This window comes from Rhodopila globiformis, assembly GCF_002937115.1.
GTDB lineage: Bacteria > Pseudomonadota > Alphaproteobacteria > Acetobacterales > Acetobacteraceae > Rhodopila > Rhodopila globiformis.
Genome location: NZ_NHRY01000224.1, coordinates 24,897 through 47,579, shown reverse-complemented (window position 1 = coordinate 47,579; position 22,683 = coordinate 24,897). Strand labels below are relative to the sequence as shown.

Genomic DNA, 22,683 nt, shown 5'->3' with positions numbered 1-22,683 from the left:
TCCCATTTGGTGTGATTTAGGCTCTCGAATTCGTCCATTGATGGAACTCCATCAGCGTGTGCTTTGGCGGCTCACGCTCCAGAGTTTCATTGATGGGCGAACCGGGGCCTACCCCCGCAAATGTCAAACTGCTGCTGCCTCCCCGGCAGAGCCGGGGGAACTCCCGGTTACGTTAGGGAACGGTAGCGGATGCAAGCGCAATGCGACCACAGGCCATCTGAATCCCTGCTCTGCGGAGCCTGCGCCCCGCTCTGCGTTGAATCGCGGTGGCCGGGGCGCCACCGGCGTTTCGGGCTGGGCAACCCACCGGCAACACCGATCTTTGTTGCGGCACCGCATTTTTCAACGCAGCGTCCGCAGAGCGGGGCGCAGAGTCCGCGGAGAAGAACTTGTTGCGACCTGCGGTCGCCTGGGAGCAACCGCTGTCCCACAGGCTTCGTCAGGCCGGGGCAATCGTTGGACTTGGCGGCGTAGGCTCTGACACGGCAGCGACCGGCGAATATGGCGGCACTCCGGCCTCTGGAGGCCGGCTCAACAGCGCAATCAAGACGCCGCTTGCCAGCGCGCCGGCAGCTCCGTCCCCGACGATCAGGCTCTACCGCGACCGCTATCAGACCGTTTCCCGCAAGTACCACGTTTCGTTAGCATGCCGCAGCAGATTCGGGTCGGCCTGACAGCGTGCGATGAAATCCCGCACCTCATCGGTCTTCCAGGCCTGCCGATAGGCATCCCAGGCTTCGGCCAGCGTCATCCGCCGCAGGTCGCCCGGCGCGAAGGGCAGAGCGTTCAGCAGCTTGACCCGGCCGTTCGGCACCACCAGCATCATCGCCTGCGGGCTTTCGATCCGCTTGTCCAGCTCCGTCAGGATGCCCCACGGATAGATCGACAGCATCAGCCCGCCGCCGAGCGCGATCGCCCGCGCCCGCAGCGTCATCGCCGCGTCCCGCCAGGTTTCCTCGTCGCAGGCCAGCGTATCCCACGCCCACGCCGCCCGACCCAGTTGCATCAGCGGCCCGGTGACGAACGCGCTGCACCCGTGCTGCTTCGCCAGCTCATAGGTGGCCGCCATGTCGTCGACATTCAGCCGCGTCGGCGAGAACACCACCTGTGGCGCCAGGCCACGCGACACCAGCCGATCGATTGCGGCGAGGGCGGCATCAAAGCTGGAGCCGGGGCGGACCCGTTCGTGCACCTCGGCCGTCGAACCATCCACCGAGATCTGGACGCACTGCACCTGCATCGCCTGCAGCCGATCGGCCGCGGCGTCGTCGATGTGGCGCCCGTTGGTTTCCAGCTTGAGGGTGATGCCAGCCGCGGCCAGCTTTTCAAAGATGTCCCAGCAGAACGGGACGCTCAGCGGCTCACCGCCGCCAAAAGCCACGTACGGGATGCCCATGCCGATCGCCTGTTCGGCGACATGCAAGGCTTCGTCCCGGTTGAGTTCGTCTTTCCAGCCCTTGTCCGGCCCTGATTCCTCACAGCATGCGAGGCAGTTCGCCTCACAGCGGTTGGTCAACTGCCAGGCGAGGAAGAGCGGGGACCCAAACTCGTCAAGCGATCGCCCGCTCATTGTCACAGCCGATCGGCTCAGGTGAAGCGGATGTAGGGCTGCGCCATCACCTGCTCGGAGACGTCCTCAAGCTTCGGAGTCTCCCAGAAGGGCAGGTCGCTCTTCTGCTTCTTGGCCTGCACAGTTTCGGCAGCCTTGGTCGTTTCGACTACCATGTCATTCATGTCACTGCTCCTTCGTCCGGAATGGACTGCCAGGTGTTTGCGTCCGCGTGACCCGCTTCCGCCGCAATGGCGCGGCGTATCGCGTCCAGGACCGTTTCGTTGCGCCAGGCGGCGCGATAACTGTCCCATACCTCCGTCAGCGTCATACGGCGAAGGTCACCACAGACATAACCGATCGCCGCAACGACCTTGACCCATCCGTTCGGCAGCACCATCAAAGTCGCCGGCGGGGAGCCCAGGCTCTGCTGCAACCCTGCTTCGATTGCAAACGGATCATGGCAAAACTGCATTGTATCGTCAATGATATGCTGCTGCCGGTGCAGCGTTTCGCGGAAGCGCGCGTAGTCCGCCTCCGACGGCGCGATCCGCGGCCACAGCCGCGCCGCCCGGCCGATTCGCATCAGCGCGCCGGTGTTGAAACGGAAGGCGCCGAGGTCCCGCGCGCGAGCGATCACCGCCTCGGCCTGATGGATGTTCATCCGGGTCGGGGCGAACGTCACCTCCAGCGGCAGCCCGGCGTCGCGCACCGCGCGGCAGGCGGCGTGGGTCTTCGCCAATGAAGCGCCGGGACGCTGGCGCCCATACACGTCCTGGGTGTCGCCATCGAGACTGATCTGGATCGAGCGAATCGGCAGCCGCTTGAGACGCTCGGCCGCGGCGGCGTCGAAGCGCTGGCCGTTGGTCTCGATCTTCAGCTTGACGCCGGCGCGGCCCAGGTACTCGGCGATGTCGAAGAAATAGGGCACGATCAGCGGCTCGCCGCCGCACAGCATGACGTACGGGACGTCGTGGCGGACGATGTCCTCGGCCAGCCGCATTGCCGCGTCGGCATCCAGCTCATCGGCAAGCGGCTTGTTCGGGGCCGAGTCGGTGCAGCAGTGCAGGCAGGCCAGATCGCAGGCGCGGGTCAGCTGCCAGGAAACGAACAGCGGCGCGGCGAGCGAATCGATCCAGTTCATGCCGGCCCGTTCATCCCGGCATATGCAGCCAGGCGTCAAACGCCACCGTAAGGGTGAACAGCGACACCGCGACGCCATAGCAGGCGACGATGCTGCGGATCGCCGGCACGAACAGCCTCGGCGTGTTGTAGGTACCGATGGCCTTGCGCGCGCTGGAAACCAGCAGCGGCAGCGCCAGCAGCGTGACCAGGCACTCGGGCGGAAACACCCGCTCGACCACGCCGATCGGCGCCACCATCAGCCCCGCTGTCGCCAGCCCGAGATACAGCCCGACGGCTTTCTGCCGGCCCAGCCGGACCACGAGGTTGCGTTTGCCGACCAGACGGTCCTGATGGAAGTCCGGGATGGCGTTCACCACCGCCAGCGCCATGATCAGCAGCCCCGGGACCAGCGACGCCCACAGCGCCCCCGATGCCAGGGTGTGCGCATGCAGGTACAGGCTGCCCAGCACCATCCACGGGCCATAGGACAGCGCGATCACCGTCTCGCCCAGGCCGCGATACGCCCAGCGTACGGGGGGCGCGACATAGAACACCGCGGCCAGCCCCCCGAGCACGGCGAACGCCAGGATCGGCCAGCCCACGAGAAGCGTCAGATAGAAGCCCACAGCCAATGCGCCGGCAAAGCCCGCAACGCCCAGCCACATCACCGCATCCGACATCGGCGGCAGGTCGTCCGGGTTGAACACCCGGTCGGTGCCCATGCGCGCGTCGAAATATTCGTTGAACGCCTCGACGCCGATGACCGCGAGGATCACGCCGCCCAGGCCGCTCCAGAACGTCGTGCCCGGCACCGAGCCGGTGACGCGCCACGCCCAGGCCGCCCCCAGCAGGTACGGCAGCAGGCCCGCATAGAGAAAGAACCGGTAGCGGACCAGGCTGAGGACACGCAGCAGCCGGTGACCCGGCCGCGCGTGCGGCGCGGCTAAACGCTGATCCATTGGTGCAGCATCGCTGTCTTGCCGGGATCCTGCTCGAGCGCGTGGACGAACGCCGCAACCCGCGGGTCCTGCCAGGCCTGCTGGAAGTGTGCCCAGATCTCGGTCAGGCTCTGCCTGCGGAGGTCACCGCAGACGAAAGGCAGGGCGTTGATCAGCTTGACCAAGCCGTTCGGCAGCACGATCAGCAGCGCCGCGGGGTGGTGCAGGCGGTACTGCAGCTCCTCCAGCAGGCCCATCTCGTGGAAATGGATCCGCATCCGGCCGCGGTACTGCTCGGTCTTCTCGCGCAACGTGGCGAAGAACTGCTCGTACTGCTCATCGGTGGCGTTGAGCTTCGCCCAGGTCTTCACCGCGTTGCCGGTGTACATGGTGCGGCCGGTGTAGAAGCTGTCGGCACCCACCTCGGCCGAGAGATCCACCATGTTGGCGATCTCATGCGCATTGAATCCCGTCGGCGAGTGGTTGATCTCGATCGGCACCCCCGCTTCATGCAGGTTGTGCAGCCCCTCGATCACCTGGTGGAAATTGCCGCGCACCCGCATGCGGCCGAAGCTTTCGGGGTTGGCGCCGTCCAGGCTGACCTGCACCGCCTTGACTCCGGCCGCTTTCAGCCGGGCGCAGGCCTCCGGCGAGAGGTAGTGGGCGTTGGTTTCCACCTTCACCTGCGTGCCGTGGCTGCAGGCGTATTCCACCATCTCGAAGAAATACGGGTGCAGCATCGGCTCGCCGCCCGAGAACGACAGGTACGGCACGTCGTTCTCGGCGATCTGCCGCAGCACGTCGAACACCTGCTCCTTCGACAGTTCGTCCTTGAACGCCTTGCCGGGGCCGCTTTCCTCAATGCAGTGCATGCAGGCGAGGTTGCACTCGTTCGTCACCTGCCACGCGACATAGAGCGGGGCGCGCAACATGCCGGAGGTGGTGGTCGCCGGCGTGGAGACGGGAATGCTGCTGCCGGGCAGCGGCGTGACGCCGGTGATCTGGGTCATGACCTTGCGTCTTCCACCAAACCCTTCTGCCGCAGGTCGGCGATCAGCGCGGCCACGTCGCGTTCGATCGTGTCCATCGGTGCCTGGAAGCGGTCTGCCAGGCGCTGGGTGAGTTCCGTCGCGTCACAGCCGGAGCCGAGTTCCCGGATGATCGCCGCCGCCGTCGGGTTCAGCGTGTAAACCTTCTCCGACTGGGTCTCGAACAGGACGCCCCCGAACTTCTCTTCCCGGAACTTGACGTATTTGCCGAGTTGCATGGCGATCAGGACCTCATGGAATTGCAAGGAAAAGGGGCTGGGCGGGACTGGCGGAGAGCCAGCCGAACCTGTCCGACAGACGCGCATTCGTTCGATATGTCGGTGCCACCCGGGTTCCCCATGAATGATGGCGGTCAGGATACAGGCTGTCCGCGCGGCTGCCGGTGTCGCCAGAGGCCCCGCAGCCGCGCCAGCACAGACGCTGCCTGACAACCATGATTGTCGTCAACGTCCTATGCCGTGCGGTGATTCAAGCCAAGTGGAAAAAGGCTGATCGTATCGGAGCTTCGGGGGGATATTCGAAGCGGCCTGATGGACAGGGGCCTTCGGCAGCAGGCGGCTATCGTACGCGATCCGCGCGGCTTGGAACCGGCTTCAGCAATAATCCGGCGCTATCAGGCGAAGGCGCGGGTAATAGGTACGGTACCGGGCGATGTCGCGGGTCAGAAGCTGATATCCTGCAACCGCGGCATGCGCACCAATGAGGAAGTCCGGGAGTGGCGAACGCTTCGTACCACCCCGCTGCCGGTAGGTGAGAAATGCCTTTCCGGCCAGAAAGGCCGCCTCGTATGGCAGTTCCTCCCGTTCGAACATGGCGTCCGGCAGGGCTGTATCGAGGTCTTCAATGCGCGAATAGCGAACGGAAACCTCGCCGTAGATGACGGCATTGATCACAAGGCGAAACCGGTCGGCCGCGCTTTCTATGGCGTTGGCCGACCATGTTGCCCAGTTAGTGTCGTTGGTGACCACGTCGAGCAGAACATTGCTGTCAACCAGGACGGCGGTCATTCAGTCGCCACGGGTCAAGGCCATGATGGCCTCGGTGCTCATGGGAACATCGCCCGGATGCGCCTTCAGGTTGGCGACCACGCGGGCACCCCGGCCATCGGTCCGCCGGGGGGAGGCGGCCCGGACGATCCGCACGTCGGTGCCGTCGAACTGGAATTCGACCTCGGTATGCGGAAGCAGGCCGGCTTGCTCGCGGATGTCGGCAGGGATCGTGACCTGGCCTTTCGTTGTGATGCGCATTTTGCCTCCTTACTCTTACATGTAAGAGTAAGGAATTGGCGTGGCGAAAACAAGGCCGATGGCGACCCACCGCCCTCAATCGTCCAAAAAGCTCCGCAGCTTCCGGCTCCGGCTCGGATGCTTCAGCTTGCGCAGCGCCTTCGCCTCGATCTGGCGGATACGCTCGCGGGTCACGTTGAACTGCTGGCCGACTTCCTCCAGCGTGTGGTCGGTGTTCATGCCGATGCCGAAGCGCATGCGCAGCACCCGCTCCTCGCGCGGGGTCAGCGACGACAGCACCCGCGTGGTGGCCTCGCGCAGGTTGGCCTGGATCGCCGCGTCCAGCGGGATCACCGCCGCCTTGTCCTCGATGAAGTCGCCCAGATGCGAATCTTCCTCGTCGCCGATCGGCGTTTCCAGGCTGATCGGCTCCTTGGCGATCTTGAGGACTTTCCGGACTTTCTCCAGCGGCATGCCCAGCTTGTCGGCCAGTTCCTCCGGCGCCGGCTCGCGGCCGATCTCGTGCAACATCTGGCGGGAGGTGCGCACCAGCTTGTTGATCGTCTCGATCATGTGCACCGGAATGCGGATCGTCCGCGCCTGGTCCGCAATTGACCGGGTGATCGCCTGCCGGATCCACCACGTGGCATAGGTGCTGAACTTGTAGCCGCGGCGGTACTCGAACTTGTCCACCGCCTTCATCAGACCGATGTTGCCTTCCTGGATCAGGTCGAGGAACTGCAGCCCGCGATTGGTGTACTTCTTGGCAATCGAGATCACCAGCCGCAGGTTCGCCTCGATCATCTCCTTTTTCGCCCGGGCGCTGTCCCGCTCACCGCGCGAGACTGTGGTGTAGACCCGGCGGAACTCCGCAATCGGCAGGCTGGCATCGGTCGCGACGGCGGAAATCTGCGCCCGCACCTTGCCGATATCCGTCGGGTGCTTGGCGACGAACAGCTTCCAGCCCTTGCCGGGCAACTGGCCGACACGCTCCACCCAGTTCGGATCGAGTTCCGCGCCGCGGTAGTGCTTCAGGAACTCCTCGCGGTTGACCTTGCAGCTCTCGGCCATGCGCATCAGCTGGCCCTCCAGCGTGGTCAGCCGCTGATTCAGCAACTTGAGCTGGCTGACCAGTTCCTCGATGCGGTTGTTGTGCAGGCGGACCTGGCTGACCTTCTCGACCAGTTCCTCGCGGGTCTTCTCGTAGCCCTTTTCCGAGCGCACGTTCATTTCCTCGCCGCTGGTGATGGTTTCCAGCCGGCGGTGCTGCATCTTGTGCAGCTTCTTGTACAGGTTCTCGATTTCCTCGAAGTTGGCCAGCACCTCGGGCTTCAGCTTCTCTTCCAGCGCCGACAGCGACATGCTCGGGCCGCCGTCCTCATCGTCCGGGTCCATGTCGTCATTGGCAGCGAAGTCGCCCCCGGCCGGCGCTTCGGCCTCGCCCTCGGCCTCGACCGCCTCCGGCGCGCCGGCGCCTTCGGTCGCCTCCAGGTCGATGATATCGCGCAGCAGCATGCGCCCGGCCTTGAGCTGCTCGTGCCAGTTGATGATCGCCTTGAAGGTCAGCGGGCTTTCGCACAGCCCGTTGATCATCATTTCGCGGCCAGCCTCGATCCGCTTGGCGATGGCAATCTCGCCCTCGCGCGACAGCAGCTCGACGCTGCCCATCTCGCGCAGGTACATGCGCACCGGGTCGTCGGTGCGGCCGAGGCTGGCTTCGTCGACGTTGCCGCTCTGCTCTTCCTCGTCGGCTTCCTCGACCTTGTCCGCCTTGGCGGCGGGGGCCTCGCCTTCCTCGTTCTCTTCGCTTTCAACGACCTGGATGCCCATTTCGGAGAAATTGGCCATCACGTCCTCGATCTGCTCGGAGCTGTTCTGGTCCGGCGGCAGGATGGCGTTCAGTTCGTCAAAAGTGATGTAGCCCCGCTCCTTACCCTTGGCGATCAGCCGCTTGACGGCGACCGTGGTCACGTCCAGCAGTGTGGTCTCGACATCTTGTTCCGCGGTTGCGGTTTCGCCGGCAGCCATGGGCTTCGTAGCCATCAGGGCACTCCTTCGTCTGAGAGGTGGCGGTTGGCAAATACCGCGTCCCCCCTATAATTATGCATCAACGAGTCCGACGCCGTCGGGCTCACCGCTGCGGACCTTGCTGAACGCTTCAACGAGCGCACGGAGGCGACGCTCGGTTTCGGCGGTCAGGTTACGGTTGGCGTCCGCCCGGGCCAACTCAACTTCCTCAAGCAGCTGTTCGACATTGAGGAAGCCAAAGATGTGCCACCACCCCGTCGTTGCGTCGGCTGGCATCGCGTCCAAGGCGGCGCACGCCGGAAGAGGCATCGGCGCCTCTGCCAGGACGTGGTGAACTTCAGACTCTAATCCAGATTTCGTGAGGTGGTTGATCAACCCCTCAGAGTCAAGAGCCTCGGCTGTTTCCGCCCATGCATCCATTGCAGTGCGCAGGCGTTCCAGAAGCGGATCAAGCGGCAGGCTGTTGTAGGCCTGGAAGACCTCGTTCAGCAGGAACGGGTGCCGCAGCAGGATGGCGGTCAGGATGCGCGTCCGCTCGGCCGTGGTGCCGTCCTGGTGCAGATGCGCGCGGGGCGCCCGGGGCACAGCCGCCTGGTTCCAGGCGCCGGGGCGCTTGCCGTCCCACTTGTTGTTCCGCTGGCCGGGCCGGAAACGGCTGGCACGGAAACGCTCCTTCAGGGCCTCACGATATTCCCAGGCGAGCGATTTGTCGGCAATCCGGCCGGATGCCTCGGTCAGGCGCGACCAAAGAGCGGCGCGCTGCTCGGGCGTGGTGTCGCCGATCTCGGCGCGCAGCATGTCGTAGAGGGCATCGACCGGCGAGCGGGCGATGTCCAACACCGCCTGGAACGCCGCGGCGCCGCCCTTGCGCACCAGGGTGTCCGGGTCCTCGCCCGTCGGCAGGGTGGCGAATTTCAGCGTCCGCTCCGGCGTCAGCAGCGGCAGCGCCAGTTCCATCGCCCGGGACGCCGCCTTGGCGCCGGCGGCGTCGCCGTCGAAGCACAGCACCGGGCAGGGGGAGACGCGCCACAGCTCGTCCAGCTGCTCCTTGGTCAGCGCCGTGCCGAGCGGGGCGACGGCGCCGGACAATAGCGCCTGGGCAGCGGCGATCACGTCCATGTAGCCCTCGACCACCACCAGGGTGGCGCCGGCGCGCACGCCCTCGCGTGCCAGGTCCAGGCCGTAGAGGTTGCGGCGCTTGGAGAACACCGGCGTGTCCGGCCCGTTCAGGTATTTCGGCTGGCCCGATCCCAGGATACGGCCGCCGAAGCTGATGATCACGCCGCGGCGGTCGCGGATCGGGAACATCACCCGTTGGCCGAACAGCTCGTAGGTGCGGCCGGTTTCCTCATCCCGGCGAATCAGTCCGGCTTCCATCAGCTGGTCCAGGCCGATGCCCTGGCGCGCCATCTCGGCGGTCAGCACGCCGCGCTCGCCCGCCCAGCCCAGGCCGAAGCGGGCAATGGTCTCCTCGGTCAGGCCGCGTCCGGCGAGGTAGTCGCGCGCCGCCCGGCCCTCCGGCAGCCCCAGCCGGCGCTGGTAGTGCGCCTGCACCGCCTGCAGCACGCCGACAATGTCGAGCCGCCGCCGTTCCGCCTCGGCGGCTTCGGGCGTCGGCTTCGGCACCTCCAGCCCGGCTTCCGCCGCCAGTTGGCTGACCGCCTCCATGAACGACAGGCCCTGGCTCTGCATGACGAAGCTGATGGCGTCGCCGTGCGCGCCGCAGCCGAAGCAGTGGTAGCCGTCCTCATAGACGAAGAAGCTGGGGGATTTTTCGCCGTGGAACGGGCAGCAGCCCTTCCACTGCTTGCCGGACCGCGCCAGCCGCACCCGGCGCCCGACCAGGCCCGCCATCGGCGTGCGGGCGCGGAGTTCGTCGAGGAAGCTGGCGGGAAGAGCCATGGGCGCGCCGCTGCCTCAGGCGGAGAGGCGGGCTTTGACCAGCGGGCCGGCCTTGGCCATGTCCATCGCGGCGGCATGCTTCACCTTCAGGGCAGCCATGACCTTGCCCATGTCCTTGATGCTGGTCGCGCCGGTGTCCGCCACCGCGTCGGCGACGGCCTGCTGCATGGCGGCTTCGTCCATCTGCTGCGGCAGGAAGCCTTCGATCACGGCAATCTCGGCTTCCTCCTTCGCCACCAGGTCCGGGCGGTTGCCTTGCTTGTAGAGTTCCACCGATTCGCGGCGGGACTTCACCATGCCGCGCAGCATCGCCAGCACGTCGTCGTCCGGCACCTTGTCGACGCCCTTGGGGCGGGCGGCGATGTCGACGTCCTTCAGCCTGGCGAGGATCATCCGCAGCGTGGAGGTGCGGGGGGCGTCACCGGCTTTCATCGACGTTTTCAACTGCTCGGTGAACTGGTCTCTCAGGCTCATGTCGACTTCGCTCCTGCGCGAAAGCGGGGGTTTATAGTATGGTGCCGCCGCCGCCGGAACGGAAACATCAGGCTGGAATCGGCCATTCCGCTGTTTCGTGATCGGGGTGCTGGCGGCTGACGATCACCCGGCTGCCATCCGGGGGGACTTCCGGCAAGCCCCCCGGCACCAGCAGGGCGATCCACGGCAGGCGGGAGGCGACGCCGAAATTCTTTTTCGGCGGCAGGTCCGCCGGGTGGTCCAGGCTGCCGGTGGTGACCTCGATCGAGTCGCCGTCCTCCAGGTAGTGGAAGGCCAGCGGCGTGCCGCAGGCGCGACAGAACTGCCGCTCGGCGGCGTTCGAGCTGCGGAAGGCGGCCGGCTGGCCACGGGTCCAGGCGAAGCACTCCCGGCGCACCTTCGACAACGCCGCGAACGGGCCGCCGACAGCCTTCTGGCACATGCGGCAGTGGCAAATGGTCGATTCGGGCCATTCGAACAGCGCATAGCGGATCGCGCCGCATTGGCAGCCGCCGGTGATTGTCGGTTGGGTCTTGTACATGTCAGTTTCCCCTTGTTAACGGAAGAAACTTCCCAGCCGGGCGAGGCTCGGGTTGCGGTGGGAAGTTTTTTCCCATATTCAGCTGGCCATGCCGATCGCCATCGATCATATCATAGAACGCCTGGGTGGGGCGGAGGCTGCGGCCCGCCTGACCGGCGTTGGTACCGAAGCCGTGCGCAAGTGGCGCCAGAACAACGCGATTCCCTCCCGCCACTGGCCTGCGGTAATTGCCGCCACCGGCCTGACACTGGCCGATTTGCAAACGCCCCCTGAACCGACGCCCCACAGACAAACGAGTGCGCTCATGACCGATGCCTCCGACACCGTGCCAGCCGGCGCCACCGCGGCTCTTGTCCTGGCGGACGGCGCCGTACTGTGGGGGCGCGGCTTCGGCGCGCATACAGCCGCAACCAACCCGGTCGGGGAGGTGTGCTTCTCCACCGGCATGACCGGCTACCAGGAGACGCTGACCGACCCGTCCTTCGCCGGCCAGATCATCACCTTCACCTTCCCGCACATCGGCAACGTCGGCACCAATGCCGAGGACATCGAGACGCAGACCATCGCTGCGCGCGGCCTGGTGGTGAAGCAGGACGTCACCGAGCCGTCGAACTGGCGCTCGGCCCAGGGGCTGGACGCATGGCTGCGCGCGCAGGGCGTGACTGGCATCGCCGGGGTGGACACGCGGGCACTGACCGTCCGCATCCGCGATAAGGGCGCGCCGACGGGCGTATTGGCCTATCCGACCGACGGGCGCTTCGACCTGAACGCCTTGCGCGCCCAGGCCAGGGCATGGCCGGGGCTGGAGGGGATGGACCTGGCGAAGGAGGTCACCTGCCGCCAGACCTACACCTGGGACGAAACCACCTGGACCTGGCCCACCGGCACCGGTCGGCAGGAGGCGCCGAAATACCATGTCGTGGCCGTGGACTACGGGGCGAAGCGCAACATCCTGCGCTGCCTCGCCTCCGCCGGCTGCCGCGTCACCGTCGTGCCGGCTACCGCGACCGCCGAGGACATCCTGCGCCACAAGCCGGATGGCGTGTTCCTGTCGAATGGCCCGGGCGACCCGGCGGCGACGGCTGAGTATGCGGTGCCCGCCATCCGTGGCGTGCTGGAGGCGAAGGTGCCGCTGTTCGGCATCTGCCTCGGCCACCAGTTGCTGGCCCTGGCGCTGGGGGCGAAGACCTACAAGCTGGAGCGCGGCCACCGGGGCGCCAACCAGCCGGTGCAGGACCTGGGGACGAGGAAGGTGGAAATCACCAGCCAGAACCACGGTTTCGCAGTGGACGCATCGACGCTGCCGGACGGCGTGAAGGTCACCCATGTCTCGCTGTTCGACGGCTCCAACGAAGGCATCGCCTGCGAGAATCGGCCGGCGTTCTCGGTGCAGTACCATCCCGAGGCGAGCCCGGGTCCGAGCGACAGCCACTACCTGTTCCACCGCTTCGTCGATATGATCGAGCGGCGGGCGTGAGATGGACGTCCTTGGGCTGCTTCTGACTACGGCGTTCCGCCACACCATCAACGAGCCGAACATCGAGGCGGGGTTCACGCGCTTCACCGCCCTGGCGGGTGAGGGCGTCAGCTATGCCGCATTCTGCGACGCCGTGGCCGCCGCCCTGCGCGACGGCCTGATCCGCGAGCCGATCCGGCTGCCGGAAGGGGCGCTTCAGTGCCACTGGCACCTGGAGCTGACGCCGAAAGGCGTGGAGGCGGCCAGGAATTTGCTCCGGGTGGATGGTACAGGCTCAGGAGGCGGGGCGTCGCGTTGCGGCGAGCCGCGGACAGATTGAGACGCACGGTGGGTCGCTCATCGTCATGGTGGCCGCAGGGCCGCCATCCACGCTTGGCGGTGCTTACCAACGAGACGGCCAAAGGGCGGCCATCCCCGATCGTCATGCCGGGCGGAGGCCCGGCATCAACGCCTTGCGGTACCGCTATCAACAAAGACGTGGATGGCGGCCCTACGGCCGCCACGGCGGTGAAAGCGTGCCGCCCATCTGCCCCAACCAACCTGCGGTCCGCTCAAGATGCGTGGCATGCCATTGGCCGTCTCATGGGTATATCAGTCAAAGGCGTGGCTGGTGGGCGTACGGCTGCCATGACAACGAAGGTACACCGTCAGACCGTCGCAACCGGCCTACAGTCTGCCATTCGGGACGTTGTGGCGTCGCCGGTGCCTACGCAGGTTACGTCCGCGTCTGGATTTGGCCGTGTCAATTTAACACGGAGGAAGAACGAGGTACACGAAGGGCCACGGAGAAGGCTGGCTTTGCGCTACGCGCGGAGCGCCTGGTCCTGCCGTGGGAAGAAGCATTCCTTTCGTCAGGCCGGAACGAACCGCAGCGCAACCCGCCTTTCGACCGAAAGCCAAGCGCCACCAGGGTTGCCCGTTCGCACGGGCGTCATCTGCGTGCATCTGTGTGCATCTGTGTTTCCCCAATCACGCGCTCCCAGCGCGGCAGGAAACGACCGTTGGCGCTTGGACCGGGACGCAGCGCGATTGCTGGTCCTACGGCATGAAGGGAACCACAGATGCACACAGATGCACACAGATGGTTCCTGTTCCGGCGCCTCTGCCCAAGCCCGCAGGCCAATCGGCCGGAGCCGGTCATGGCCGCGTAACGCAGGACAGGTCACCAATCCAGGCCGTTGGCATTATCCGCCGGATTTGCAAGCCAGTGCCTGCGGCCTGAGGTGCCGTAGGCTCGCAACCGCCGCCCCTGAAACAGCCGAAAGCACCACACGCCCTTCGACCGGAGGCAGGCAGCCAACACAGCTCCCCTCCACGGCCCTTCGTGTACCTCGTTCTTCCTCCATGTTAAATTTTTCAATCGCTTCCGCGAAGACTGACGCTCGCCCAGTGCGCACCAACAGCGCCACGGCCTCCCGCGCCGGCCAATCCCCTGCCCGTCTCCCCACCCCGCCAGCGTCCCTCACCGGCCTCCGCGCCTCAACCCTGAAGTAGGCCCCATGCCCAAGCGCACCGACCTCCACTCCATCATGATCATCGGCGCCGGCCCCATCGTCATCGGCCAGGCCTGCGAGTTCGACTATTCCGGCGCCCAGGCCTGCAAGGCGCTGCGGGCCGAGGGCTACCGCGTCATCCTGGTCAACTCCAACCCCGCCACCATCATGACCGACCCCGGCCTGGCCGACGCGACTTACGTGGAGCCGATCACGCCGGAGATGGTGGAAAAGATCATCGCGCGGGAGAAGCCGGACGCTCTCCTCCCGACGATGGGCGGCCAGACCGCGCTGAACACCGCGATGAAGCTGTTCGAGAACGGCGCGCTGCAACGCCACGGCGTCGAACTCATCGGCGCCAGGGCCGACGTCATCGACCGCGCCGAGGACCGCCTGAAGTTCCGCGACGCCATGGCGGAAATCGGCGTCGAATCCCCCCGCTCCGCCATCGCCCACACCATGGAGGAAGCCCGCGCCGCCCTGGCCATGACCGGCCTGCCCGCCGTCATCCGTCCCAGCTTCACCTTGGGCGGCACCGGCGGCGGCATCGCCTACAACAAGGAGGAATTCGAGCAGATCGTCGCCGGCGGCCTGGAAGCCTCGCCGACCACCGAAGTGCTGGTCGAGGAATCCGTGCTCGGCTGGAAGGAGTACGAGATGGAGGTCGTGCGCGACAGCGCCGACAACTGCATCATCGTCTGCTCGATCGAGAACGTCGATCCGATGGGCATCCACACCGGCGACTCGGTCACCGTCGCCCCTGCCCTGACGCTGACAGACAAGGAATATCAGCGTATGCGCGACGCCTCGATCGCCTGCCTGCGCAAGATCGGCGTCGACACCGGCGGCTCGAACGTGCAGTTCGGCCTGAACCCGGCTGACGGCCGCATGGTGGTCATCGAGATGAACCCGCGCGTGTCGCGGTCGTCCGCGCTGGCGTCGAAGGCCACCGGCTTCCCGATCGCCAAGATCGCCGCCAAGCTCGCCGTCGGCTACACGCTGGACGAACTCAAGAACGACATCACCATGGTCACGCCGGCCAGCTTCGAACCGACGATCGACTACGTCGTGGTCAAGATCCCCCGCTTCACGTTCGAGAAATTCCCTGGCACGCCCGCCCTGCTGACCACGTCGATGAAGTCCGTCGGCGAGGCGATGGCCATCGGCCGCTCCTTCCCGGAGGCCTTGCAGAAGGGCCTGCGCAGCATGGAGACCGGCCTGTCCGGCCTCGACGCCGTCGATCCACCCGGCGACGGTGGCCCCGACGCGTTCCGTGCCGCCCTGTCCACCCCCCGCCCCGACCGCCTGCTGATCGCCGCCCAGGCCCTGCGCGCCGGGCTGAGCGTCGAGGACATCCAGGGGACGACGAAATTCGACCCCTGGTTCCTGCGCGAACTGGAACGCATCGTCCTCGCGGAACGCGAGGTCGCCGCCGCCGGCCTGCCGCGCGAACCCGGGGCGCTCCGCCGGCTGAAAGCGCTTGGCTTCTCCGACCAGCGCCTCGCGGAACTGACCGGCAGCACCGCGACGGACATCCAGCAGGCCCGCATCGCCCTCGGCGTCACGCCGGTGTACAAGCGCATCGACACCTGCGCCGCCGAGTTCGCCTCCAGCACGCCGTACATGTATTCCACCTACGAAGGCGGCTACGGCACCCCGTCCTGCGAGGCCAATCCGACCGACCGCACCAAGGTGGTGATCCTCGGTGGCGGCCCGAACCGCATCGGCCAGGGCATCGAGTTCGACTATTGCTGCGTCCACGCCGCCTACGCCCTGAAGGACGCCGGGTTCGAGACCATCATGGTCAACTGCAACCCGGAAACCGTCTCCACCGACTACGACACCTCCGACCGCCTGTATTTCGAGCCGCTGACCGGAGAGGACGTCATCTCGCTGATCCGCCGCGAGCAGCAGGCCGGCACCCTGCTCGGCTGCATCGTCCAGTACGGCGGCCAGACCCCGCTGAAGCTGTCGCAGGCCCTCGCGCGAGAAGGCATTCCTATCCTGGGTACCTCGGCCGACGCCATCGACCTCGCCGAGGACCGCGAGCGCTTCCAGAGGCTGCTGCAGCGCCTCGGCCTGTTGCAGCCGGAAAATGGCATCGCCCGTTCGGTCGAGGAAGCCGAGGCCATCACCGAGCGCATCGGCTACCCGGTGGTGATCCGCCCCAGCTACGTGCTCGGCGGCCGGGCGATGGAGATCGTCTATGACCGCGCCGGCCTGCACCGCTACATGCGCGAGGCTGTCCGCGTCTCCGGCGAGAACCCGGTGCTGATCGACCGCTACCTGAACGACGCCATCGAGGTTGACGTCGACTGCATCGCCGACGGCGAGAGCGTCTATGTCGCCGGCGTGATGGAGCACATCGAGGAGGCCGGCATCCACTCCGGCGATTCCGCCTGCTCCTTGCCGCCCTACTCGCTCGCCCCCGCCATGATCACCGAACTGAAGGCGGAAACCGAGGCCCTGGCCAAGGCGCTGGGCGTCGTCGGGCTGATGAACGTGCAGTACGCCATCAAGGACGACACCATCTACGTGCTGGAGGTGAACCCCCGCGCCTCCCGTACCGTCCCCTTCGTCGCCAAGGCCACCGGCGTCGCCGTCGCCAAGATCGGCGCCCGCGTCATGGCCGGCGCAAAGCTCGCCACCGACTTCAAGCTGGACGACGACTCGATCGCCCCGCACGTCGCGGTGAAGGAAGCGGTCTTCCCGTTCGCCCGCTTCCCCAACGTGGACACCATCCTGGGCCCGGAGATGAAGTCCACCGGCGAGGTCATGGGCCTCGACTCGGGCTTCGAGCGCGCCTTTGCCAAGGCCCAGCTTGGCGCCGGCGTGATCCTGCCGCTGTCCGGCACGGTGTTCCTCTCGATCAAGGACGCCGACAAGAAGGGCCTGCCCGCGCTCGCCCGCCGGCTGAACGAGATGGGCTTCACCATCCTGGCCACCCGCGGCACCGCCGCCCGCGTCCGCGACGCCGGCTTCCCGGTCACCGTCGTCAACAAGGTGCTGGAAGGCCGGCCGCATTGTGTCGACGCCATCCGCTCGGGCGAGGTGCAGCTCGTGATCAATACCGCCTCCACCCCGCAGTCGGTCGCCGACAGCTTCGCCATCCGCCGCAGCGCCTTGACGCATGGGGTCCCGCATTATACTACCCTTGCGGGTGCTCGGGCCGCCGTGCACGCCATTGCAGCGCTCAAAGCAGGAATGCTTGAAGTTGCGCCGCTCCAGTCTTACTTTCGCGGTTCGTTTTGACCCACACGCCGTGGCCGGGTTACGCCCGACCGCGGCCGTACAGCATGACGGACCCGCACTTACCGAAGGATTGAGGACGCGCCGTGCAGAAGTTTCCGATGACCGCCCAGGGGCTGGTCCGGTTGGAAGAGGAACTCCGGACCCTGAAGACGCAGGAACGCCCGGCTATCATCCGCGCGATCGCCGAAGCCCGATCGCACGGCGACCTGTCCGAGAACGCGGAATACCACGCGGCGCGCGAACGCCAGTCCTTCATCGAAGGCCGCATCATGGAGCTGGAGGAGATCGTCGGCGCCGCCGAGGTGATCGATCCGGCGACCCTGTCCGGCTCCAACGTCAAGTTCGGCGCCCGCGTCACCCTGGTGGACGAGGAGACCGAGAAGGAAACCAGCTACCAGATCGTCGGCGTGCACGAGGCTGACATCAAGGCATCCCGCCTGTCGATCTCCTCGCCGCTGGCCAAGGCGCTGATTGGCAAGAAGGTGGGCGACACCGTCTCGGTGCCCGCGCCGGGCGGCGACCGCTCGTATGAGATCCTGGACATCCGGTTCGGCTGAAAAAAGATTGGCCCGCACGGCACCGGGCTGTCGGCTACGTTGCCGCGCCCGGTGCCGGCGTTGTAGGTTCCGCCCGGTCTTCCCGCCTTGATCGCCATATCCGCCCTTTCTCAACCGCTCGCGCGCAGACCGCGGGGACTGCGCCCGGCGTGACATTATAGGTCCGACATGATCACGCTCGCGGATGTCCAGCAGGCGTCCGAACGCATCGCCGGCCGGGTCCTCCGCACGCCGATGCTGCCTTGCCAGGCGATTTCCCGCGTCACCGGCGCCGAGGTGCTGCTGAAGCTCGACAACATGCAGGTCACCGGCGCCTTCAAGGAACGCGGCGCCGCCAACCGGCTGGCGCTGCTGTCGGACGCCGAGCGGGCCTGCGGCGTGATCGCCATGTCGGCCGGCAACCACGCCCAGGCGGTGGCGCGGCACGCCCATCTGCTGGGCATCGAAGCCACCATCGTGATGCCGAAGCACACGCCGTCGACCAAGGTGACCCGCACCCGGGCCTGGGGCGCGCGGGTGCTGCTGGTGGGCGACACGCTGGCCGAGGCCGCCGCGCACGCGCACCACCTCGCCGACTCCGAGTCGCTGGTGTTCATCCACCCGTATGACGATCCCGCCATCATCGCCGGCCAGGGCACGCTGGCGCTGGAGATGCTGCAGGACGCCCCGGATCTGGATGCGCTGATCATGCCCGTCGGCGGCGGCGGCCTGCTGGCCGGGGCGCTGATCGCCGCGACCGGGCTCAACCCCTGCATCTCGGTCTATGGCGCCGAGGTCGAAACCTACGCCCCGATGGCACAGCGCCTGGCTGGCCGCGCCGTCTCCGTCGGCGGCGCCACCATCGCCGAGGGCATCGCCGTGCGCGACATCGGCGAACTGCCGTTCGAGATCGTCCGCCGCCGCGTCGCCGGCGTGCTGGTGACGCCCGAGCCCGCTTTCGAGGAAGCCATCGGCCTGCTGGTGGAAGGCGCCAAGACCGTGGCTGAGGGCGCCGGTGCCGCCGGCCTCGCCGCCCTGCTGGCCTACCCCGAGCGCTTCCGCGGCAAGAAGGTCGGCATTGCCGTCACCGGCGGCAACATCGACGCCCGCATCCTGTCCAACGTGCTGCTGCGCGACCTGCTGCGCGACGGCCGCCTGCTGCGGCTGCATTTGCAGATCCCCGACCGCCCCGGCGTGCTGGCTGACATCGCCGGCAAAATCGGCGGGTCCGGCGGCAACATCATCGAAGTCTCGCACCAGCGCCTGTTCGCCGCCGCCTCGGTGCAGGCGGCCGAGCTGGAGGTCATGGTGGAGGCACGCGACCCCGACCACGCCAACGCGATCGTCGAGGCGCTGGAGCAGAGCTATATCGTCCGACGGGTGTAGGGTTTGGCCGACGGGTACGGGCTCGCTATGACGACGCCATGATGCTGGCTGACATCTGGGTTGGCCCTCATGTCGTTATCGCCACCCGGGCGCAGGCAACTTCGGTCGGATCGGCATGATGAAGCGGGTCCGTTACATCGCCATTAATGGGACCGCCAGGAAATAACCGCCATGACTAAAGGGAATTTAATGACTTGATTTCAAGCTATTAAAGGATTGGTGTCAGCGCAGTTATTCCCTGACAAGCCCATTAGCTCCAAATGCGTGAACTAAACTGCGTCCACTTTGAGAACCATGGTTCTGGCGGCGCGCAATCAGGAAGGGCGCCGATACCCAGCGCCTCAGGTCCGAACTGCCGGACTATGGTTTCCAAAGTGGACGTGGTTTAGGTTAAGCGATCCAGCCACTTGTTCGCATGGGTTGCTCTCCGGTCCTCGCTGCGAGCGGACAGCTTGCCTGACACTGTCGGATGCACCGAGATCGGCCCAGATCTGGTCATTCGATTGAAAAGCTGACGAAACGCATTGTAACACAGGCCGGAGCCGGGCATCCGGACGGCATCGGGCACGTGCCGTGGCGGGTCTATCTAACAGATAGGGGAGCTGACGCGTGATGGCGCGGAAGACGCCTTCCTGATGGGCCGCTCGGTTGCACATCAGAAGGATTCAGATATAGACAGGTCTGCACCCGCCTTGTTCTGGCGCGAGAGGCCCAGCACAACACGATGGTCCTACGAACAACACCCGGACTTCTACATCCGGCAATATATTGGAACCGCCTGGATTAATCATGATCGGGATGGTTTTGGTCACGCATGGGCGCTTGGCGGATGAGTTGCGGGCCGCCATGGAGCATGTCGTCGGGCGGCAGCGTTATGTCGACACGGTCTGCATCGGGCCGGAGGATGACATGGAAAACTGCCGCGCCAAAATCGAAGACTGCATCGGCCGGTGCGATACTGGCGAAGGCGTGGTGCTGTTGACCGACATGGCCGGCGGAATGCCCTGCAACCTCGCCATCTCCATGATCGAGCGGAAAAGCGTGAAAGTGATCGCCGGCGTCAACCTGCCGATGCTGGTGAAGCTGGCGGCTGTGCGCTACAGGCAGTCCCTGGCTGACGCTGTCAGTTGCGCCGAAGACGCCGGGCGCAAGTATATCGCTGCCGTATCCGCCCCCCAGTCCCAAGCGCCAGTCGTTCTTTCGCCCCCCCACACTCTGGAACATCAGGGAACAACCCATAAACCCCAGGCGTCAGTCGCTCCTCCGGACCCTCATACTCTAGAGCGTGAAAGAACAGTCCATAACGAGCGCGTGAAGCTAAATGCCAATTTTTTCAATACGCTCGCGGGTTGGGCTGCCGGCGCTGGTGGGATCGGGATTGCCATCACTACCATCCTGTCGTCAACGCCCCATCCGTGGTTTGTACCAGTTGGGTTTCTCGTGGGTGGCCTGGTGAGTTCAAGTGTGCTAAAGTGGCTGGCGTACCGTGAAATAGGCAAGCTACGGTGATCGAGGGTGCATTCGTTATAGGTGCGTTTTGGTTATTCGCCGCGGGCACGATCCTGATGGCCATGGTATTTTCGCGTCAGACGACCCTTTCTGCTCGCAGGCTTGATAGCATGATCGCGAACCGGGAGAGGGTCATCTCGGACACGGACCATGCTGTCCAGGCTAAGGATCAAGCGCCGAGCACTCGCCGTGCTGCTGTGGAGCACAACGAGGTCCGTGCCTATTGAAGTGAGTGACATAATCGGCCGGCGGGCAAGGGGCCAGATTATTGGAATCGCTTGTCTTCCAGACGATGCGGTGCTGAACACGCGGCAGAAAAGTGCCTCGCGCACATCAGAAGCCGCAGGCACATCAGGCTCAAAGTGACCGGGCGGCCGCAAACCCGCGCCGGGCGGCGTGCCCAATAGGAATCAATCCTGCAGCAGCTCTTCGAGGGTCCAAGGACAGGTGTCCGGCAGAGCTTGCGGCAGCGCACCATACATCGTTTCCGGCTGATGCCGCAGAGCAGCCCTGTAGATCTTCGCCAAATCAATCTTTTGCCGCCACGCCGGCCGGTAGCGAAGCTGCGCCTGGCCCAGAAAGTTGAGATACTCGTGGTGCCAATGCTGTACGTCGCGCGCTTGCGGCCATGCCATGATCTTCAGCTGATGGCTGAGGGCCTGGTACAATAATCCCTCGATTGCCTCCAGCGCACCCATGCCGATGTCCTCGATTTCGCTTGCCAGCGTGTCCCAGTCCAATTCGTTTGACGCGCGCCGGCGCAGTGCATCGGCTTGCTGCTTCGACCAGGCGACGATGTCGTCGTCTATCCTGATGGCGTCCATCAATCAGGTCTCCTCATCGACCGGGATCGGGCGACTGCCAAGGGGCGGTTCCCATGATAGCACAACCTTGCGCAACCACGGACCGGCATCAGCCTGTGGAGGCAGATCCTCACTATCAGGCCAGAGGCGTTCCCGTATCGGACAGCGGGTTCCCCCGACCAACGGCGCGTCGCGTTTGCTCGGCCGCCATGGCGGAAAGGACGCTCGCCGCCCTCGGTCGCTGTTGTCAGCGCGTACGGGGCTGCGTTCAGCCATGACGATGAGACACCCCGACGGAAACTGCTGCATGAACCGTCAGGACCGCGCCAGGGTCGGGACGCAGCCTCTTTCCCGAACGCCCCTCAGTCCGCCGCGCAGCTCTCGAATCCACGCCGCAGTTGCGGGCGGTTCAGGTTGCGGCCGATGAACACCAGCCGGCTGACGCGCGGCTCGCCCTCTTTCCACGGGCCGATGAAGTCGCCGTCGGCGATCATGTGCACCGCCTGGAAGGCGAAACGCCGATCCTCGCCGGCGTAGTTCAGGATGCCCTTGGTGCGCAGCAGGTCCTGGCCCTTCTCCTGCAGTAGTACACCGATCCAGGCGTTGAACTTCTCCGGGTCGATCGGCTTCTCGACCTCGAAGCTCATCGACGTCACGTCCTCGTTGTGCTCGTGCTCGCTGTCCTCAAGGAACTTCGGCTGCATCCCCAGGATGCGATCCAGGTCGAACGCGCCGCGGTCCAGCACCTGCTCGATCGGCAGCGCCGCACGCTCGGTGCGGTGGATCACGGCGAACGGGTTGATGCCGCGGATGGTCCGCTCAACCGCTTCCAGTTCCTCCGGCGTCACCAGGTCGGTCTTGTTCAGCACGATGACGTCGGCGAAGGCGATCTGGTCCGCCGCCTCATGACTGTCGGCCAGCCGCGCCGGCAGGTGCTTGGCGTCCACCACGGTGACGATCGCGTCCAGCTTGGTCTTGGCCCGGACGGCGTCATCGACGAAGAAGGTCTGCGCCACCGGGGCTGGATTCGCCAGGCCGGTGGTCTCGATGATGATGCCGTCGAACCTGTCGCGCCGCTTCATCAGCCCGCCGACGATGCGGATCAGGTCGCCGCGCACGGTGCAGCAGATGCAGCCGTTGTTCATCTCGAACACTTCCTCGTCGGTGTCCACGACAAGGTCGTTGTCCACGCCGAGTTCACCGAACTCGTTGATGACGACCGCATACTTGCGGCCGTGCTGCTCGGTCAGGATGCGGTTGAGCAGGGTGGTCTTGCCGGCGCCCAGGTAGCCGGTCAGCACAGTCACAGGCACCTGAGGCACCGGCACCTGAGGGTTCGCGTCAGCCATGTTGGCGGGCTCCGTTGCTGTCAAGTCCAGCAATATAGGTGCGGCG

Annotated in this window: 20 protein-coding genes; 6 read left to right on the top strand and 14 right to left on the bottom strand. The window is 65.8% G+C overall.

Translation table 11 applies throughout. The features are described 5' to 3' along the window. Window positions 1-610: 610 nt before the first annotated feature. From CCS01_RS21575 to CCS01_RS21525, 12 genes are all read right to left on the bottom strand, one after another. Window positions 611-1,570 carry a radical SAM protein gene (locus CCS01_RS21575; RefSeq protein WP_104520833.1) on the bottom strand — a complete coding sequence of 320 codons (960 nt, stop codon included), beginning with the start codon at window positions 1,568-1,570 and terminating at the stop codon, window positions 611-613. Window positions 1,571-1,587: 17 nt separating this feature from the next. Next, window positions 1,588-1,734, bottom strand: coding sequence for a hypothetical protein (locus tag CCS01_RS33895; protein WP_158258528.1), 147 nt, complete (start codon window positions 1,732-1,734; stop codon window positions 1,588-1,590). Next, the gene (locus tag CCS01_RS21570) at window positions 1,731-2,693 is read right to left on the bottom strand and encodes a radical SAM protein (protein ID WP_158258527.1); all 963 of its coding nucleotides are present in this window, start codon (window positions 2,691-2,693) and stop codon (window positions 1,731-1,733) included. Before CCS01_RS21570 ends, CCS01_RS33895 begins: the two co-directional genes overlap by 4 nt. 10 nt (window positions 2,694-2,703) lie before the next feature. Beyond that, window positions 2,704-3,633: a prenyltransferase gene (locus tag CCS01_RS21565; RefSeq protein WP_104520832.1), complete on the bottom strand. Its 930-nt coding sequence runs from the start codon at window positions 3,631-3,633 to the stop codon at window positions 2,704-2,706. After that, window positions 3,618-4,622, bottom strand: coding sequence for a radical SAM protein (locus CCS01_RS21560; protein WP_104520831.1), 1,005 nt, complete (start codon window positions 4,620-4,622; stop codon window positions 3,618-3,620). The genes CCS01_RS21565 and CCS01_RS21560 overlap by 16 nt, the downstream gene beginning before the upstream one ends. Then, complete coding sequence (locus tag CCS01_RS21555; protein ID WP_158258526.1) at window positions 4,619-4,879, bottom strand: PqqD family protein; 261 nt, start codon at window positions 4,877-4,879, stop codon at window positions 4,619-4,621. The genes CCS01_RS21560 and CCS01_RS21555 overlap by 4 nt, the downstream gene beginning before the upstream one ends. Before the next feature lie 375 nt (window positions 4,880-5,254). Next, entirely contained in the window at window positions 5,255-5,668 is a 414-nt protein-coding gene (locus tag CCS01_RS21550) for a type II toxin-antitoxin system VapC family toxin (protein WP_104520829.1), read from the bottom strand. After that, the gene (locus CCS01_RS21545; RefSeq protein ID WP_104520828.1) at window positions 5,669-5,908 is read right to left on the bottom strand and encodes an AbrB/MazE/SpoVT family DNA-binding domain-containing protein; all 240 of its coding nucleotides are present in this window, start codon (window positions 5,906-5,908) and stop codon (window positions 5,669-5,671) included. A 75-nt stretch (window positions 5,909-5,983) separates the two neighbouring features. Beyond that, window positions 5,984-7,930 carry an RNA polymerase sigma factor RpoD gene (rpoD, locus tag CCS01_RS21540; RefSeq protein ID WP_104520827.1) on the bottom strand — a complete coding sequence of 649 codons (1,947 nt, stop codon included), beginning with the start codon at window positions 7,928-7,930 and terminating at the stop codon, window positions 5,984-5,986. A 57-nt stretch (window positions 7,931-7,987) separates the two neighbouring features. Beyond that, window positions 7,988-9,817 carry a DNA primase gene (dnaG, locus tag CCS01_RS21535; protein WP_104520826.1) on the bottom strand — a complete coding sequence of 610 codons (1,830 nt, stop codon included), beginning with the start codon at window positions 9,815-9,817 and terminating at the stop codon, window positions 7,988-7,990. 15 nt (window positions 9,818-9,832) lie between these two features. After that, window positions 9,833-10,291, bottom strand: a complete 459-nt coding sequence (locus CCS01_RS21530) for a GatB/YqeY domain-containing protein (RefSeq protein ID WP_104520825.1) — start codon at window positions 10,289-10,291, stop codon at window positions 9,833-9,835. A gap of 67 nt (window positions 10,292-10,358) precedes the next feature. Beyond that, entirely contained in the window at window positions 10,359-10,832 is a 474-nt protein-coding gene (locus CCS01_RS21525; RefSeq protein WP_104520824.1) for a GFA family protein, read from the bottom strand. A gap of 88 nt (window positions 10,833-10,920) precedes the next feature. Here CCS01_RS21525 and carA point away from each other — a divergent pair, with 88 nt between their 5' ends. The 6 genes from carA to CCS01_RS36330 all read left to right on the top strand — a co-directional run bounded on the left by carA (window position 10,921) and on the right by CCS01_RS36330 (window position 20,485). Then, on the top strand, window positions 10,921-12,309 hold the full coding sequence (carA, locus tag CCS01_RS21520) for a glutamine-hydrolyzing carbamoyl-phosphate synthase small subunit (protein WP_104520823.1): 1,389 nt from the start codon (window positions 10,921-10,923) through the stop codon (window positions 12,307-12,309). A gap of 1 nt (window position 12,310) precedes the next feature. After that, entirely contained in the window at window positions 12,311-12,628 is a 318-nt protein-coding gene (locus CCS01_RS21515) for a hypothetical protein (RefSeq protein WP_104520822.1), read from the top strand. 1,180 nt (window positions 12,629-13,808) lie between these two features. After that, window positions 13,809-17,054, top strand: a complete 3,246-nt coding sequence (gene carB / locus CCS01_RS21510) for a carbamoyl-phosphate synthase large subunit (protein WP_104520821.1) — start codon at window positions 13,809-13,811, stop codon at window positions 17,052-17,054. Window positions 17,055-17,137: 83 nt separating this feature from the next. Then, window positions 17,138-17,611, top strand: coding sequence for a transcription elongation factor GreA (gene greA, locus CCS01_RS21505; RefSeq protein WP_104520820.1), 474 nt, complete (start codon window positions 17,138-17,140; stop codon window positions 17,609-17,611). Window positions 17,612-17,779: 168 nt separating this feature from the next. After that, complete coding sequence (locus CCS01_RS21500) at window positions 17,780-18,976, top strand: threonine ammonia-lyase (RefSeq protein ID WP_104520819.1); 1,197 nt, start codon at window positions 17,780-17,782, stop codon at window positions 18,974-18,976. A gap of 789 nt (window positions 18,977-19,765) precedes the next feature. Next, complete coding sequence (locus tag CCS01_RS36330; RefSeq protein ID WP_104520818.1) at window positions 19,766-20,485, top strand: PTS sugar transporter subunit IIA; 720 nt, start codon at window positions 19,766-19,768, stop codon at window positions 20,483-20,485. Between the two features lie 410 nt (window positions 20,486-20,895). Here CCS01_RS36330 and CCS01_RS21485 read toward each other — a convergent pair whose 3' ends face one another. Both CCS01_RS21485 and CCS01_RS21480 read right to left on the bottom strand, forming a co-directional pair. Next, entirely contained in the window at window positions 20,896-21,309 is a 414-nt protein-coding gene (locus CCS01_RS21485; protein WP_104520816.1) for a DUF29 family protein, read from the bottom strand. Window positions 21,310-21,650: 341 nt separating this feature from the next. Continuing rightward, entirely contained in the window at window positions 21,651-22,637 is a 987-nt protein-coding gene (locus CCS01_RS21480; protein ID WP_104520815.1) for a CobW family GTP-binding protein, read from the bottom strand. Window positions 22,638-22,683: the final 46 nt, after the last annotated feature.